This is a genomic window from Flavobacterium chryseum (assembly GCF_004362015.1).
Classification (GTDB): Bacteria; Bacteroidota; Bacteroidia; order Flavobacteriales; family Flavobacteriaceae; genus Flavobacterium.
The window spans coordinates 55565-74959 of the sequence record NZ_SNWW01000005.1 but is presented as its reverse complement, the minus strand read 5'-3'; the positions used below and the strand labels follow the sequence as shown (position 1 = coordinate 74959).

Annotated in this window: 3 protein-coding genes; all 3 read left to right on the top strand. The window is 31.9% G+C overall.

Annotation, left to right across the window (positions count from 1 at the left end):
- Positions 1 to 124 precede the first annotated feature (124 nt).
- Entirely contained in the window at positions 125 to 7006 is a 6882-nt protein-coding gene (locus tag EV143_RS11075; RefSeq protein ID WP_133508010.1) for a non-ribosomal peptide synthetase, read from the top strand.
- Between the two features lie 70 nt (positions 7007 to 7076).
- Complete coding sequence (locus EV143_RS11070) at positions 7077 to 12797, top strand: non-ribosomal peptide synthetase (RefSeq protein WP_133508009.1); 5721 nt, start codon at positions 7077 to 7079, stop codon at positions 12795 to 12797.
- 86 nt (positions 12798 to 12883) lie between these two features.
- Positions 12884 to 19393: a non-ribosomal peptide synthetase gene (locus EV143_RS11065; protein ID WP_133508008.1), complete on the top strand. Its 6510-nt coding sequence runs from the start codon at positions 12884 to 12886 to the stop codon at positions 19391 to 19393.
- Positions 19394 to 19395 lie beyond the last annotated feature (2 nt).

The window sequence follows — 19395 nt, the reverse complement described above, 5'->3', positions numbered from 1 at the left end:
AAACCATTACACGTTTTTCAGTTATTTTTTAAAGAAAATATTTTTTACAACAAAAAAGTACTACAATAATTCCTTCATAAGATTTTGAAGAAGTTGAATGTTTATCTAATTATAAGATTTTTAAATGACAAACATAGAACAAAAAAGCATTTCGAACTATTGGATAAAAAAAGTTAAAAATAGTCCTCTGGTTAATAGTGTTGAGATAGAAAACCCGAAAATTAAGAGTATACAAGTTGATCGTAATAGTATTTCATTTTTCAGCAAGCTTACCAATGAAAATACTACAGCAGAATTAACTGTTTTACTGGCCGTTTTTAATGCTTTATTAGAACGCTATTTTGAAATTGAAAGTTTTATTTTTTCATCGAAGGTTAATAACGATGAAATAACTTTGTTGTACAAAAATACTGAAGCGTCTGGCAAGTCATTTAAGGATTATTTGCAGGAAATTAAAAAAGAAGTAAAGGAAGCATACACCTATTCAGAATACGAAGATAAATTACAGAAAAATTATCCCTTTTCTAAATATGCGCTTTTTGGTTTTTTCTATAATTCGAAAACTGCGCAAACAAACCACAATTTTCCGTTTTCATTATCAGTAACTAAAAACGATACAGCATTAGAATTAATAATTTCGTATGATTCTTCATTTGTAGAAGACAGTGTAGCAGATCATTTTTTAAATTCTTATGCAAATTGGTTATTGCATCTGGATCTTTATATTAACGAAACTGTTGATAAAATAGCCATTGTTTCGTTATTAGAAAAAGAGCAATTACTTCATGATTTTAATCCTGCTGCAAAAGATTATGCAAATAAAACTTTGGTTGAATTATTTGAAGAACAAGCAGTAAAAACACCTGATAATACGGCTATTATTTTTAAAAATAAAGAACTGACTTATAAAGAACTTAATCAAAGAGCCAATCAATTAGCGCATTATTTAAGAAAAAAATACAGCATCCAGCCGAATGATCTGGTAGGAATAAAATTGGAGCGAAACGAATTTATACCAATAGTTTTATTAGGAATACTTAAATCGGGAGCTGCTTATGTGCCTATTGAAATTAATTATCCTGAAGAACGCATTCAATACATAGAAAAAGACAGTCAGTGTAAACTGGTGATTGATAAAAATCATTTAAGAAATTATCTTAATGATCCAGACCATTCTAATAACACAGATAATCCTAAAGTAATAAATCACCACAGAGATTTAGCTTATATTATTTACACTTCTGGCACAACCGGAAATCCAAAAGGAGTTATGATATCGCATCAAAATGCGGTTGTTTTGATTTACTGGTCTCAGGAAGAATATAATGCAGACGCTTTTGAGATTGTTTATGCGGCAACTTCGTATTGTTTTGATCTTTCTGTTTATGAATTGTTTTATCCTTTATCTATCGGAAAAAAAATAAGAATTCTTGAAAATGCTTTGGAAATAGGAGAAGCGCTTCAGCATGATAAAAAAGTATTGGTCAATACGGTTCCTTCAAGTATCAGGCATATTATTGAAAGTGGATATAGTTTAAAAAATACTACTATAATCAACTTAGCAGGAGAGCCATTTCCGGTTGATCTTTCTAAAAAATTACTGGATACAAATGCTGAAATAAGAAATCTATACGGACCTTCTGAGGATACGACTTACAGTACGGTGTATAAATTATCTGCACAAAAAGAATACACGAAATCAGTTTCGATAGGTAAAGCCATATCGAACACGAAGGTTTACATATTAGATAAAAATCTGGAATTATTGCCTGTTGGTGTAGCCGGAAAATTATATATCTCAGGAGATGGTTTATCAAAAGGATATCTTAATCGTGCTGAATTAACGGCAGAAAAATTCATTACAAATCCTTTTAGTGACAGCGTTTTAATGTACGATACTGGAGATGTGGCCAAATGGCTTCCGGATGGTACTATTGACTTTTTAGGAAGAAAAGATTATCAGGTAAAACTAAGAGGATATCGAGTTGAACTTGGAGAAATTGAAAATGCAATTCTATCTTTTTCAGAAAACGTAACTGAGGTTGTTGTTCTGGTATTGCAAAATAATGCAGTACAAAATTTAGTTGCTTATTTCACTAAAAACAAAAGAATTGATGAAGAAACACTAAAAAGTTATCTGAAAGAAAAACTGCCTGCTTATATGGTGCCGAACTATTTTATCGCTTTAGATAAAATTCCGTTAACACCAAATGGAAAAACAGATCGAAAAGTTCTGGAAAGTTTGCCGCTTCATCAGCTATCAAATGCTAATTATGTAGCTCCGGGAAATGAAATAGAAAAGACATTAGTTGCTATTTGGCAGGAAATTCTGGGTATTGAAAAAATAGGAATCGAAGATAACTTTTTTGATTTAGGAGGTCACAGCTTAATGATAGGGCAGGTGATCAACAATATTTACAAAAGACTTAACGGTACGATTTCTTATAAAGAGCTTTTTCTTGCACCTACTATTGCACAAATAAGTCAAAAAATAAGAAAAGAAAACTATCAGTCAATTCCTAAAACCGAGGTTCAAAACTATTATCCGCTAACAGCGTCACAACATAAAATGTGGGTTTTGAGTCAGTTTGAAGGCGGTAATAGTGCTTATAATATGCATGGTGCCGTAAAATTAACAGGCGATGTAGATGTTTTAAAACTAGAAAAAGCTTTTAATCTTTTGATTGCTAAATACGAAATTTTAAGAACCTATTTTAAAGCAGGTTATGATGGAGAAATAAGCCAATATATTTTAGAAGAAGGACAATGGAAATTTAACCTTATTCAGGAAAATTATTCAAATAAAGGTAAAGAAGAACTTTCTCAATATTTAAATGAGCAACAAGCTACCATTTTTGATTTAACAAATGCGCCATTACTAAAAGGAGCTCTTTTAAAAATCGAAGGAAACGAACATATCCTTTCTTTGGTGATGCAGCATATTATTGGAGATGGCTGGTCTTTAGAATTATTAATTTCTGAAATTGTTACGACTTACAATAATCTGGTTCAGGGAAATATAATTGATTTTTCAATAACAATTCAATACAAAGATTATGCCGTATGGATGCAATCTCAGGAAAACGAAAAATCAGTTTTAGATTCAGAAGAATATTGGTTATCTGTGTTTAAAGAACAAATTCCTGTTTTAGAATTACCAATTTATAAGAGCCGACCGGCAAAACAAACCTATAGTGGTAATACGCTAACATATTCCTTTTCAGAAGCTTTTTTATCAAAATTAAAGCAATTTTCTAAAACGAATAACGCAACGCCGTTTATGACTTTAATGGCCGGAGTCAATGCTTTATTATACCGCTATACCAATCAAAATAATATTATTTTGGGAACTCCAATGGCAGGAAGAGAACATCCGGATCTGGAAAATCAGCTTGGTTTATTTTTAAACACTTTGGCCATTAAAACCAAAATAACAGGAACTGACAGCTTTTCGGCATTATTAGATGTACAAAGAAAAACGTTAATCGACGCATACGAACATCAAAATTATGCTTTTAGCAGTTTAGTAAATAAGCTTAATCTAAAAAGAGACGCTTCAAGATCTGCCTTATTTGATGTGTTTGTCGTGTTGCAAAATCAGGCACAATTAAAAACTATACACACAAATGCTCCGATGGAAGGAGTTGCTGTAGAGCCATTTGAAATTAAAAGAAATACATCTCAGTTTGATCTTAGTTTTGTTTTTACAGAGAAAAAAGAAGAACTGCTTTTAAGCCTTGAATACAATACAGATATATATGATGAGTTTTGGATTAATGCCATATTCAAACATTTTGAAAACCTTTTAACTATTGCCTTTAACGATGCCAATGTTACGATTGATGCCATAGAATATTTAGAGGAAAGTGAAAAAGAATTGTTGCTAAAGATATTCAACGAAAATGAAATCTATTTTCCAAAAGAAGCTACTATTGTTGATTTGTTAGAATTACAGGCAGATAAAACACCAGACTATTGTGCCTTGATTTTTAATGATGTACAATTGACATACAAAGAACTTCATGAGCAATCAAATCAACTAGCGTATTATCTTCGAGAAAATTATGATATCATACCAAATGATTTAGTAGGAGTACGTTTAAAAAGAGATGAACATTTAGTAATTGTCATTTTAGCGGTCCTTAAATCAGGAGCAGCCTATGTGCCAATAGATGTTAATTATCCAGTTGAACGCATCAATTATATTATAGAAGATAGCAATTGCAAAGTTGTAATTGATGAAAAAGAATTGGATCAGTTTCTTGTAAAAAAGCAAAATTCCGCTAAAGAAAATCTTCAAAAAATAAACAAAGCCGGAGATTTGGCCTATGTTATTTATACTTCGGGAACTACGGGTAAACCAAAAGGAGTTCTTATTACCCATAAAAATGTTACAGCATTTTTATACTGGGCCAAAAAAGAATTTAATACCGGTAGTTTTGATTTAGTTTATGCTGCCACATCCCATTGTTTTGACCTTTCTGCCTATGAAATGTTTTTTACTTTATCTGTTGGAAAAACGATAAAATTATTAGGCAATGCTCTGGAAATAAGCAAAGAATTAAAAAAGGATAAAAGAGTTTTAATCAACACAGTTCCTTCAAGCATCAGAAGTCTGATTGCGGAAGATTTTTCAGCTTTAGAAAATGCAAACATTATCAATTTAGCAGGAGAACCATTTCCTGTAGATATCGCCAGAGAATTACTAAATACTGCGGCAGAAATTAGAAACCTGTACGGACCATCTGAAGATACAACTTACAGTACAACTTATAAATTAGAAAAAGACAAAATATATAAATCAATCCCTATAGGCAAACCTATTGCTAATACACAGGCCTATATATTAGATGAAAATTTGCAGTTAATACCTCTTGGTATTGTTGGTAAATTATATTTAGCAGGTGAAGGAGTAGCGCTCGGCTATCTTAACAAAGAAGAACTTACCGCTACTAAATTTATAAAAAATCCATTTATCAAAGACAGTATCATGTATGATACAGGCGATCTGGTAAAATGGTTTCCTGACGGAAATATCGAATATTTGGGCAGAAAAGATCATCAGGTAAAATTAAGAGGATACAGAATAGAACTGGAGGAAATAGAAAATAGTTTATTACAAATTTCAGATACTGTAAAACAAGTTGTCGTCGTTGTAAAGCATTTTAAAGGCACTGATATTCTGGTGGCTTATTATACCGGAGGTGAAGGTATTTCTAAAAATGATTTTAAAAAATATCTACAAAATATATTGCCCGGTTATATGATTCCGCAATATTATGTTGAGGTTCCGTTTATCCCGCTTTCACCAAACGGAAAAACAGACAAAGAAGCACTTCCGGATATTGATGGAAATACAGAAATTAGTAATGGACTTATTGCTCCAACAGGAAGAATCGAAAAAACATTAGCTCTTATCTGGAAAGATGTTTTAGGACTTGAAACCATAAGTTCAGCAGATGATTTTTTTAGTTTAGGAGGACATAGTCTTAAATTAGGTCAGTTAATTAATAAAATAAATGAACAATTTCAGGTTACTGTTTCTTTTGAAAAATTATTTGAATACTCGGTTTTAAAAGATCAGGCTGAACTGATAAAAAATTCGTTTTCAAATAATTACATGTCTATTGATGCTGTGCCAAATGAGACTTCCTATGAAATGTCATATGCTCAAAAGAGCCTTTGGATGGTGAGCCAGTTTAAAGGAAAAGAGATCGCTTATAATATTCCGGCAGCATATCATTTTCATGGAAAATTTGATATTGAGGCTTTTAAAGAAGCATTTTATCTCGTTATCCTAAAACATGAAATATTAAGAACCGTTTTTAAAGAAGATGAAGAAAAAAACATCAAACAGTTTATTATTCCATCTTCAGCATTTCAATTTTCAGTAGGATATGAAGATTTTAGTACTAATACCGATAAAGAATTACTATTAAAAAATGAAATTCAGCAAACAGCCGGTTTTGCATTTGATTTATTTAGAGGTCCATTATTCAAAGCAAAATTAGTCTGTTTAGGTAATGAACATTATGCTTTTTTATTCGTCATCCATCATATAATATCAGACGCGTGGTCACTACAGCTTCTGATAGAAGAAATAAGTGCTAATTATAATTCAATATTAAAAAAACAAGTTGTGGATTCTTCTCCATTGGCTATTCAATATAAAGAGTATAGCTATTGGTTGAAGAATGAAATGAAAACAAATGCGATTACCAATACTTATTGGATGAATGAATTGCAGGGATATTTAAGACCATTAAAACTTAATTATGATTATTTGCCACAAACGAACGCTGATAATCAGGGCGGAAAAGTAGATTTTTTCCTGAATACGGAGGCTAATTTGTCTATCAAAAAAATTGCTAAAAAACTTAATGTTACTGAATTTACATTTCACTTAGCGGCATTTTTCAGTTTTTTAAACTTACAAACAGCAGAAACAGATATCATATTAGGCGTTCCGTTTGCGGGTCGTGCTCATGCCAATTTAGAAGATCAATTGGGCTATTATGTAAATCTGTTGCCGATAAGATTACATCTTCATGAAAATGAAAATTTCGAGACTATAATTAAGATGGTTCAGGATAAATTATCAAATGCTTTCGAAAATCAAATGTACCCTATCGATTTAATTTTAAGAGATTTAGAATTTGAAAGGGGAGAAAGAGGAACCAATTTTATCAATACTGGTTTTACCTGGAATAACCTTGCCCATGATGAATTTAGAATCAACGAAAATCTTACTGCAAAAGTTCAAAATGTATTTACAGAACAGGTTAAATATGATTTGTGGATAATATCAAACGGTTCAAATTTTATCCTTGAATATAGAAAAGATCTTTTTAGCAGAGATAGTATAGACTTGCTTGTAGAACGATATTTAGTGTTTTTAGAAGCATTATCAAAAAACACAGCAGGAGAAATAGCCTCATACAGTTTTAAAACCCAAAGCGAAAAGCAATTAGAATCTTCCAGAATAAATATCGAAATAAATTTTTAGAACATAGTTCACCTCATTAGTACATACCTAACAAACCTTTTGTTTTTAATTCCATTAATAATACGACATCATGAAGGATAAAAAGATCATACAAGATTATTGGTTTAATAAAATAAAGCAATACAGTAATGATATCAATCATTTACTTAGCCAATATGAGCAAACACCTTCTGGTGAGTATAGTATTTTTTTAAATGACCGATGTTTAGATAAAGTCAATAAATTATCAGGAGGAAACGCCATTGCTGCTGGTACCATTTATCTGTCTGTTTTTGATGCTTTACTAAAAAGATACACCAATAATGAGGTAATTTGGGTGGCTTCATCTCCTTTTCATTTACAGAAAATACAACTCGAAAAAGATACAGTAGTGTTTTTTCAGACACCGGTATCTAATGAAAACTCGCTAAAAGATATTGTAAATGCGACCAAAAAAGAAATCGAAGAAACGCTTATTTATGATGCTATTTCCTTTGAATTAATTCATAATGAATTTTCGAATATTGAAGTAACTCAGGAAGAATACCTTCATTATGCCTTTATCTATAAAGAACTAAACAGTAAAAATACGCTAACGGCTCAGGCAAAACTTTGCCTGGAAATAGATGATAAAAATGTTAAGGGATTATCAATAAAAATCCATTACGATACTGCAAAATACGACAGGTTTTTTATCGAGAACCTAACACATCATTACAATTATATACTTGAAAATATAAGCGATATAATTGATACTAAAATCAGTGAAATTGAATTTATTACGGCTTTTGAAAAACAGCAATTACTTGAATTTTCGGGAGAATCTGAAAAAAGAATTGAAGAAAGTGTTATAACTGTTTTTCACCAGCAGGTTTTGACAACGCCAAGTAATATAGCCTTAGTGCATAAAGGAAAAAAATATACTTATGCAGAGGTGAACCACAAAGCCAATCATTTGGCGTATTGTCTGCAGGAAGATTACGGAATTAAATCCGGTGATATTATTGGAGTAATGACAGATTACTCGGATTATACAATCCTCGCTTTTATTGCTGCCTTAAAAATCGGCGCGGCGTATTTGCCTTTAGATTATAATCTTACAGAAGAAAGACTGGATTATATGTTGTCTGATACCCAACCTAAAGTTATTATAACTCAATTAGAATATTTAAGCCATATTATTAATTATTCAATTCCTTTATTTAGTGTAGATGTGATGCTAAATGAAGAAAATATTCCCAACACAAATCGGGAAAACATAAATGTTAAAGGAGACATTGCCTACATTATGTACACATCAGGATCAACGGGGGTGCCTAAAGGTGTTGTGGTAAAAGAGAAAAGCATTGTAAGACTTGTAAAAGAAACCAATTACATCAAAATTGAACCTCAGGATCGTATTTTGGCCATTTCAAATCCTGCTTTTGATGGTTCTACATTTGATATTTGGGGTGTATTATTAAATGGAGCTACTTTACACATTCCGGAGAAAGATCTGGTATTAAATTTTGAGTTACTGTTTCAGACCATTACACAAAACGAAATATCGGTTGTTTTTATGACTACTGCCTTGTTCAATTCCATGGTTGATACTGATATTGAAAGCCTTAAAAAATTGAGAAAAATTCTTTTTGGCGGAGAAATGGTTTCTGTATCGCATGTTCGAAAATTTATCAATCATAACGGAAGTGGAAAATTAATACACGTTTATGGTCCTACCGAAAATACCACTTTCTCAACATTTCATACTGTAGATCAAGTTTTGGAAGAAGCACAAAACATTCCGATAGGAAAACCAATTTCGTATACACAATGTTATATTCTTAATGAAAGTTTGAAATTGCAGCCTATTGGTATTTCAGGTGAACTTTATGTTTCCGGAGAAGGAGTTGCAGCGGGATATTTAAATAAAGAAGAACTTACATCAAAAAGTTTTATCGAAAATCCGTATTCGAAAAATTCTTTATTGTATAAAACAGGAGATATCTGCAAATGGCTGTCAAATGGTAGTATAGAAATCTTAGGCAGAAGAGATAAGCAGGTGAAAATTAGAGGTTTCAGAATAGAATTAGGAGAAATAGAACGTAAAATAACGAGTTTTAGCACCATTTGCGAAGCTGTGATTTTGGTAAACAAAGACCTTCATGATGTCAAATTTTTGAGTGCTTTTTTTGTTGCAGATATTAATATCAGTACCGATGAACTTCATTCTTATCTAATTCAAAAACTTCCTAAATATATGGTTCCGTCGCATCTTACACAAGTGCCGCAAATACCATTAAACAGAAACGGGAAAACAGATGAAAAAGAATTAGTCAAACTGGCAAAATCTAAGAAAGAAGCAACAAGAGAATTGGTTTTGCCTACAACTGAAATTGAAAAAGCTGTATATCAAATATGGACAGAACTATTTGATAAAGAAGATATAAGCATTACAGATGATTTTTTTGATATTGGCGGACATAGTATTAAAGCGATGAATCTGGTATCAATGATCCATAAAAACCTGAATGTGAAAATTGATATCGGTAATGTTTTTGAAGACAGAAATATTAAAGCAATTTCAGAAACCATATTATTAGCCAAGAAAAGTTATTTTAAAGAAATAGAAGCTTTACAGGAGCAACTAAGTTATTCGCTTTCATCATCTCAACAACGTTTTTGGGCATTAAGTCAATTTCATGAAGCCAACAAAGCCTATACAATTCCGAGTACTTACGTTTTTGAAGGAAATCTGGACAAGCCTGCCTTATTTTTTGCTTTTAAAACAATAGTAGCACGACATGAGAGTTTTAGAACCTCTTTTAAAGAAAATGAAAATCAGGAATTAAGACAAATTATATCACATGAAAACGATAATTTTACTATTGATTGCATTGATTTGCGAGATCGTACAGAAAATGAATTAGAAAATACAATTCGTAATTTAATTCAGGTAGTTTTTAATTTGTCCGAAGGACCGCTTTTAAAAGTGAGTTTAGTGCAAGTGCAGGATTCCAAATGGATTCTGGTATGCGTTATGCATCACATTATTAGTGACGGATTATCTATGGAGGTTTTTATTGAAGAACTGTTGCATTTATATCAGGCTCATAAAAATAATACTCCAACAAATTTAAAACCGCTGAGAATACAGTACAAAGATTTTGCAGCGTGGCAAAATGAAGAATTAAAGGATGAAACTTTACAGGTTCATAAAGCTTACTGGATCGAAAAATTCTCTGGCGAGTTACCAGTTTTAAATCTTCAAAAAAGTAAAATTCGTCCTAAAATTAAAACATATAACGGCGAGACTCTTACTGTAAACATTGATCATACAACTTTACAAAATTTCAAGAATGTATTAGATAGCGAAAACCTGACTTTGTTTATGGGACTCGTATCTATGGTAAACGTATTGATTTATAAATATACTAATCAGGAAGATATTATTCTGGGAAGTTCGATTACAGGAAGAAATCATGCCGACTTAGAAAAACAAATTGGATGTTTTATTAATGTACTGCCACTGCGTTGCCAGTTTTCAGGGGAAGATTCTTTAGTAAACATATTCCGGAATGTAAAGAAGCTGACTCAGGAAGCATACGAACATCAAATTTATCCTTTCGATAAATTAATTGGAAATCTTGACCTGACACATGATATTAGCAGAAATCCTTTGTTTGATTCAACGGTTGTTTTACAAAATGCCGATTTAGATAAAAAAATAAATGCTTTAAGTAGTGAAGGTCTTGAAATAGCATTGTATGAAAAGATTAAAGCATCAGTTAGCCGATTTGATATTTCTTTCAATTTTGTTGAAACAATAAATGGGCTGGAGTTTACTTTAGTTTACAATACAGATATTTTTGATGAAGTTTTTATTCATCAAATTGAAAAACATTTCGAAAGCTTATTGGTGGCAGCAGCAGTTAATCCAAATCACACAATTGCAGCGATTCCTTATTTATCAATTGGCGAAACACAGCTTCTTTCATCAAACTTTAGTTCAGGAGTTTTTAACCCTGAAGTTTGTCTGGATATTATTGATGCATTTCAGGAACAGGTAAATAAGACTCCTGATCATATCGCAGTTGTGTATAAAAACACACAATTAACCTATCAGGAATTAAACTACAATTCTGATAAAGTAGCTCATCTATTAAGTACAGAATATGGAGTAAAAAAGGGAGACAAAATCGGAATCATCTTAGATAAATCAGAGCTTTTGATTGCGACCATACTTGGCGTTTTAAAAGCAGGCGCCATATATGTTCCTATTGATGTAGAAAGTCCTCAGATTAGAAAAAAATTTATTGCAAACGATATTGATACCAACACAATCATTACTCAAATGGAGTATATGTTTGATCTTGATTTTTTTGATGGAAATATTGTCGCCATAGACGTTCAGTTAGATTCTTTAGAAAGTGCTTTAGTTCAGCAAAATAAAAATCAGCCTGAAGACCCTTCTTATATAATGTATACTTCCGGTTCTACAGGAAATCCAAAAGGGGTTTTAGTATCACATAAAGGCGTTACTAGACTGGTTAAGAACACCAATTATATTGATTTTAATACTGTAAACGCCATATTGTCCACAGGCTCAGTATCTTTTGATGCCTCTACATTCGAATTTTGGGGAGCCTTGCTGAATGGTAAAAAGTTAGTCTTATGTGATAAAGAAGATTTATTAAATACAAAAAAACTTTCGGCATTAATAAAATCAGAAAAAGTAGATACTATGTGGTTTACAGCCGGATTATTAAACCAGTTTGTAGATCAGGATATAATGCTTTTTGAAGACCTGACAAATATACTTGCAGGAGGCGAAAAATTATCATCTAAACACATTAGTAAATTACTCGAAACTTTCCCTGCAGTAAACCTAATTAACGGTTATGGACCTACGGAAAACACGACGTTTTCGGCAACATACAAAATTACATCACCCGTAGGAGATGATATTCCGATTGGCAAACCAATCAACAATTCTAAGGCTTATATTTTAGACCAGAATTTGCATTTATGCCCTTTAGGAGTTATTGGAGAAATATATCTGGCAGGTGATGGCTTGTCTTTAGGCTATTTAAATGCAGAAGAATTAAATCATGAAAAATTCCTTAATCCGGGTAGTTTAAACAATGAAAGGGTTTATAAAACAGGCGATTTAGGATTATGGCTGCCAGACGGTAATATTAAATTTTTTGGAAGAAAAGATAGTCAGGTAAAACTTCGCGGATATAGAATTGAATTGAATGACATTGAGAAAACCTTAAGCACTCATCCGAATATAAATGGAGCTGTAGTGGTTTTAAAGCAAGTAGCTGAAGCAGTCGAAGAAAAATTTATCATTGCTTACGTAAAGGCAGATGATGAAATAAATAAAAAAGATCTTAAAGCCTATTTGGGCGACAGGCTTCCTTTTTATATGATTCCAACCTATTTTATTCAGGTAGATGATTTCATTTTAAATAAAAATGGAAAAATTGATAAAGACCTTCTTCCGGATTTTGATTTAACCCAGCTAGAAAGGGAATATGTATCGCACAGAAACGAAATCGAAAAAACGCTGTCTGAAATTTGGACCGAAGTACTTGGTATCGAAAAAATCAGCATAACAGATGATTTCTTTGAAATAGGCGGGCATAGTTTGAGAGCCGTAAAATTAGCCAATATGATTCAGGAAAGTTTTGGTATTGAAATAAGTATCGGACATGTATTTCAATTTAGAACTATCGAAACAATGGCCGAACAGCTTAATTTCAGCCAAAAACAAGAGCAGTTAACGGCAAACAAAAAAGATCTTCAGGAAATAGATATCGACCTATAATACTGTCGAGAATATAAAGCCCGATAATCATACCCTACATTATACTTTAAAATTGAAAATTATCCTCTGAAAATTAAAATAAAACAATGAAAAAATTAATTGATAAATTACAGGGAGAAGGAATTTTACTTGAAATGGTTGACCATAAGCTGAAAGTTTTTGCTGAAAAATCTACTATAGACAATAGTCTCATTGAAGAAATAAAAAAGCATAAAGAAGAGCTGACAGCATTTTTGCTTAGCAATAAAAACCTACAGTCATTAAAACCTGCATTGCCCGAAATCTTAAAATCAGCCGATTTAGAATGCTATCCATTATCTTCTTCTCAATACAGAATGTGGATTTTAAGCCAGATGCAGGAATCTAATTTAGCGTACAATGTTCCAGCTATATATACTTTTGAAGGCAATCTGAATGTAAAAACTTTAGAAAATGCATTTCAGCTTGTTATAGAACGTCATGAAATTTTAAGAACTCAGTTTGTAAACAACGAAAACACCGTTGCACAAAAAATAATTCCTTTTGAAGAAGTAAAATTTCAGGTAGCCAACATTGATCTTAGAAATGCAGTAACTAATGTAAATGAATTAATAAGCTGTGAACTGTCTTATTCTTTTGATTTAGAAAAAGATTTTCTCTTAAAAAGTACCGTTTATCAAATCGCTGATAATAAATGGATTTTCTTTTTTATGATTCATCACATTATTAGTGACGGATGGTCTATGGGTGTACTAATAAGCGAATTATTAGAAAATTATATAGCATTAGAAAAAGGAAATTCAGTTGCTAAAGAACCATTAAACATACAATACAAAGACTACGCAGTATGGCAGCAAAAATTACTGAATGACGGTTACTTTGCAGCACATAAAGAGTACTGGACATCGCAGATTTCAGGAGAAATTCCAAAACTTGATTTTCCTTTTGGTAAAAGAAGACCTGTATTAAAAACCTATAACGGTGACACGGTTTATAGAAAAATAGACAAAAATGTTAGTGCGAAGTTCCTGAAAGTTTGTCTTGATAACGAAAGTACATTATTTATGGGGTTATTGACAGCCTTAAAAATATTGCTTTATAAATATACCAGTCAAACAGATCTTATTGTTGGTTCTCCTATTGCCGGACGTGAGACACAAGTATTTCACAATCAATTAGGATTGTACTTAAATACCATTGCATTACGCTCTAATATAGATGCCAAAGATAATTTTGAATCGTTTTTAAAGAAAATCAAAGACACAACGCTCAAAGCTTATAATTACCAATCGTATCCTTTTGATAAATTAATAGAAGATGCAAAATTAGAAACAGATTTAAGTAGAAATCCGTTGTTTGATATCTTCTTGATTTTACAAAACACCGAAAATGTAAATGTAAAAACGATTGGAAACAATTTAACAGTTGATGCTTTAGAAACAGAAAACAAAACAAGCAAATTTGATTTACTATTTAATTTTGTTGAGGTTGATGAAAATTTAGAATTGAGTATTGTTTATAATACAGATTTGTATGATACTTTTTTTATTGATCAAATGACGGTTCATTTTGAATATTTATTAAGTTTAATTACTTCATTTCCTGTAGAAACAATCGAAAATCTTTCTCTTCTTAGTAATGAAGAAAAGAAAAAACTAATCGTAGATTTTAATAACACGCAATACAATGATCAGGTTTGCACTCCCTTAAATGTTTTATTTGAAAAACAGGTAGAAAAGTTAGCGAACCAAACAGCACTTAGTTTCAAAGACAAAGAATTTACGTTTACAGCATTAAACGAAAAAGTAAATCAGCTGGCGTATTATTTACGTGAAGTAAAAAACATTCAACAAGGTGATTTTGTAGTGGTAAAATTACCAAGAAGCGAGCACATGATTATTGCCCTTATGGCCATAATCAAAGCAGGAGGAACTTACATTCCGGTAGAACCACAATATCCGGAAGAAAGAATAACATTTATCGTAAAAGACAGTCAATGCAAATTTGTAATTGATGAGGAGATATTAGAAAAAATTTCAGAACAATTGGCTTCTTTCCCAAAAGAAAATCCTGAAAGCACGAATACAATTACTGATTTAGCATACGTTTTATATACATCAGGATCTACGGGAAACCCTAAAGGATGTATGATTACGCATGAAGGAGTTACCAATAGAATAGACTGGATGTGGAACGAATATAACTATTCTTATAATGATGTTATTTTACAAAAAACCACTTTTACTTTTGATGTTTCTGTATGGGAAATCTTTATGCCTTTGTGCTGGGGAACCAAAATGGTACTTTGCGAGCAGGAAGATATTTCATCTCCTCACCGCATCTTAAATTTGATAGAAACTCATGCTGTAACCTCGCTGCACTTTGTTCCAAGTATGCTTAATACGTTTATAACATCTTTGGAAAATACAGATAAAATAGCCAATAAACTAATTAGTTTGCGTGCGGTTATAACCAGCGGAGAAGCTTTAACACCAAAAACGGTTAATGACTGGTACATCAAAATAGCTGCTGCACCAATTTATAATCTTTACGGACCAACAGAAGCTTCTATAGACGTTACGTATTTTAATACGGCCAAAGGCAATGAAATTATCCCAATCGGGAAACCAATCTGGAATACGCAGATTTATATTTTAAGTGATTTAGGAACCGTTCAGCCAATTGGTTTAACGGGCGAAATTTGCCTTGCAGGAAAAGGATTAGCTCTTGGATATTTAAATAATCCGGAGTTAACCAATCAAAAATTTGTAGACAATCCGTTTCATCCCGGAGAAAAAATGTACAAAACCGGAGATCTCGGAATGTGGTCTCCAGATGGAAATATAATATATCTGGGCAGAAAAGATTTTCAGGTAAAAATTAGAGGATTTAGAATCGAACTCGAAGAAATAGAAACGGCCCTAAACAAGCATCCTCAAATTACAAATTCGGTAGTTTTAGATCATACACACGAAACAAATGGTGATAAATATCTTGTAGGATATCTTGTTGCCAATACTGAACTGGTTAAGGAAGAACTTAATGTATGGTTGGGCAATAAACTTCCTATTTATATGATTCCGTCTAATTTTGTTGTGGTTGATGCAATTCCGTTAACCAATAGCGGCAAAGTTGATAGAAACAAATTACGCAGTATTGAAGGAATAAGTATCAAAACAACAGTTGCTTATGTTGCTCCCCAAAATGATACAGAGCAAAAACTTGTCGCTATTTGGGAAGAAATGCTAAACAACTCTAAAATTGGTATTCTCGAAGACTTTTTTACACTGGGCGGACACAGTCTTAGTGCGACACATTTATCAAATGTAATAAACAGAGAATTTAATGTAAAAATTAATCTGAGAGATATTTTCGAAAACAGAAATATTCAGAGTTTAGCAACAAAAATATGCGAGTCTAATATTACTATCTTTCAGGAAATTAAAAAAGTTCCGGAAAGTACCAATTACCTGCTTTCGTCTGGCCAGAAAAGATTATGGTTGTTGTCTCACTTAGATGATGCCAGTGTGGCGCTAAACATGTACAAAGTTTTTATGTTTAACGGAATTTTAAATATTTCTGTATTTAAAGAAGCTTTTCTCGCAGTAATAAAGAGACATGAAAGCTTAAGAACCGTTTTTAGATTAGATAAAAATGGCATTGTTAAGCAATACATTCAACCTTTTAATCAAGGTTTACTGAATTTGACAATTGAAGATTTCACACAAAATCAATATTCTCAAGAAATTATAGATAATAAAATTGGTCAGGAAATAGATAAGTCTTTTAATCTGGAAGAAGATTCTTTATTGCGATTAAAGTTATATCAGATAAAAGACAATCAATGGATGTTTTCTTTCGTGATGCATCATATAATAAGCGACGGATTGTCTATGAATGTTTTGACAAAAGAATTTGTATCTAATTATCAAACGCTAAGCAAAGAAAACACAGTTGCCAATAATGATTTAAAAATTCAGTATAAAGATTACGCGCAATGGCAAACAGATCAGTTTCAAACAGACGATTATAAAAATCAGCTGCAGCATTGGCTGAAAAAGTTTGAAGGAGAAGTGCCAGTATTAGACTTTCCAACAGATAAATCTAGAGCATTAATTAATGCCTATCAGGGAGATTCGGTTGATTTTATAATAGAAAAAGAAACTTTCTCAAAATTCAAAAAATTCTGTGAGAGCTATTCCATCACCGTTTTTACGGGACTTCTATCTTTGGTTAAAACTCTATTATACAAATATACCAATCAACAGGATATTACTGTAGGAACACCAATTGGAGGAAGAATACATACAGATCTTGAAGACCAAATCGGACTTTATATCAATACGGTTCCTTTGCGTACTGTATTCAATGAAAACAGTGATTTTATAAGTTTACTGCATAAAGTAGAGAAAAGTGTTATAGATGCACAAGAGAATCAAATGGTTGCCTTTGATGAACTTGTTCTCAATTTAGATCTTAAAATGAGTCGCAACAGGCATCCCTTATTTGATGTTTGGTTTGTATTAAGAGACAATTCTATAGAAGCTGATAAAATAGCACTTGAAATAGAAAACCTGCAAATTGCTGAATACGATAATGTAACCCTAAAAAAATGCTTGTTTGATTTAGTATTCAACTTCATAGAAAATGAAGGACAATTAGAAGGACAAATTCAGTACAAATCTGGATTGTATTTTCAGGAAACGATTGTACGAATAATATCAAATTTAAAAACACTTCTAACTCAGATAATGGTAAGTGCTGATAAAACTCTGGTTGCATTACCATTCCTAAATTCTGAAGAAGAAAATTTAATCTTAAATGTATTTAATAATACAACAAAAGATTACAGCACCTATCCGGATACGTTACTTGATCTTTTTGTAAAACAGGCAGCAAAAACACCGGAACAAACCGCAATTGTTTTTGAAGACAAAAAAATAAGCTATCAGGAACTAGATGAATTATCAAATAAACTGGGGAATTATTTAAAGAAAAAATACGGTATAAAGCCAAATGAATTCGTTGGAGTTAAATTAAACAGAAGCGAATGGAATGTCATTTCGTTACTTGGAGTTTTAAAAAGCGGAGGCGTTTATGTACCAATTGACATAGCATATCCTGAGGAAAGAATTGATTACATAATTGAAAACAGCGATTGCAAATTAGTAATCGATTCTGATGAAATTTATGATTTCAGATCAATGGAAAAACTGTACAGTAATGCCTTAGATGCGTGTTCTGTCAAAGCAGATCATTTGGCTTATTTGATTTACACTTCAGGTTCAACAGGTCTTCCTAAAGGAGTTCCTATCAAACACGGCGCGATTTCAAATACGATTCTATCACAAATAGAAATTTTCGGAAATGAAAACAAAGAAAAAGCCCTTCAGCTAGCTTCGTTTTCTTTTGATGCTTCAATTTCAGAAATATTTACCGTATTGGCTTCGGGCGGAGAATTGCACATCATAACAGACGATGTGAAAAAAGACACCGAAGAACTGGAAAATTATATCGAAGAGCACGGGATTAATTTTGCTACCATTTCGCCATCTTATTTGAAGTTATTAAAGCTTGATAAAATCAAAAATTTAAAAAAGTTAGTAACTGCGGGAGAAGCGGCTGTGAGTGAAGATGTTAGAAAATATCTTGATTTTGGCGGAACTTGTTTTAATGCTTATGGACCAACAGAAACTAGTATTTGTGCTACCGTCTATAAAATTACCGATAATAATCAGCTTTCTGAACTTTCAAATATCCCAATAGGATCTCCAATTGCAAATACCAGAATTTACATTCTTGGGGTAGATGAAAAATTGCTTCCGCTTGGAGCTATAGGTGAAATCTACATAAGCGGCGCAGGTTTAGCCGATGGATATTTAAACAATCCTGAAATGACAAATCAGAAATTTATAGATAATCCATTTACTAAAGGTGAAAAATTATACAAAACCGGAGATTTAGGAAAATGGTTAAATAACGGAACCATTGAATATGTCGGACGAAATGACGATCAGGTAAAAGTGAGAGGATTTAGAATTGAACTGGGCGAAATAGAAACAGCTATCAAACAGCATGAAGCAATTGAAGATTCGGTTGTAGTAGTCAATGAAGACAGTTTAGGAATTAAGGAAACCATTGCATTTTTTGTTTTGAATTCAGATGCAGATAAAGATGAAATCAAAGAATTTTTAGAAGATAAACTTCCTGAATATATGATTCCGTCACATTTTATAAGCTTAAAAGAATTTCCGCTTACCATAAATGGAAAAATAGATAAAAAGAAACTTTTACAGAATAAATCTATAACTGAAAATTATTCCAGAAACTATCTTGCACCAAGAGACGAAGTTGAAATTCAGTTAGCAGCTTTATGGGAAGAAGTATTGGAAATCGATAAAATAGGTTTGCTGGATGATTTCTTTAAAATAGGAGGTCACAGTTTAAAAGCCACTTATTTGATTACAAGAATAAAAGCTGAATTTAATGTAAAGCTCGATCTTGTTTCGATTTTCAATAATGCGACTCTGGAAGAAATGAGCGTTGAAATAAAGAAAGCACAAATTGTTAATAATGAGGTTACTATCAGAGATGACTTCGAAAATATCTCTATATAATT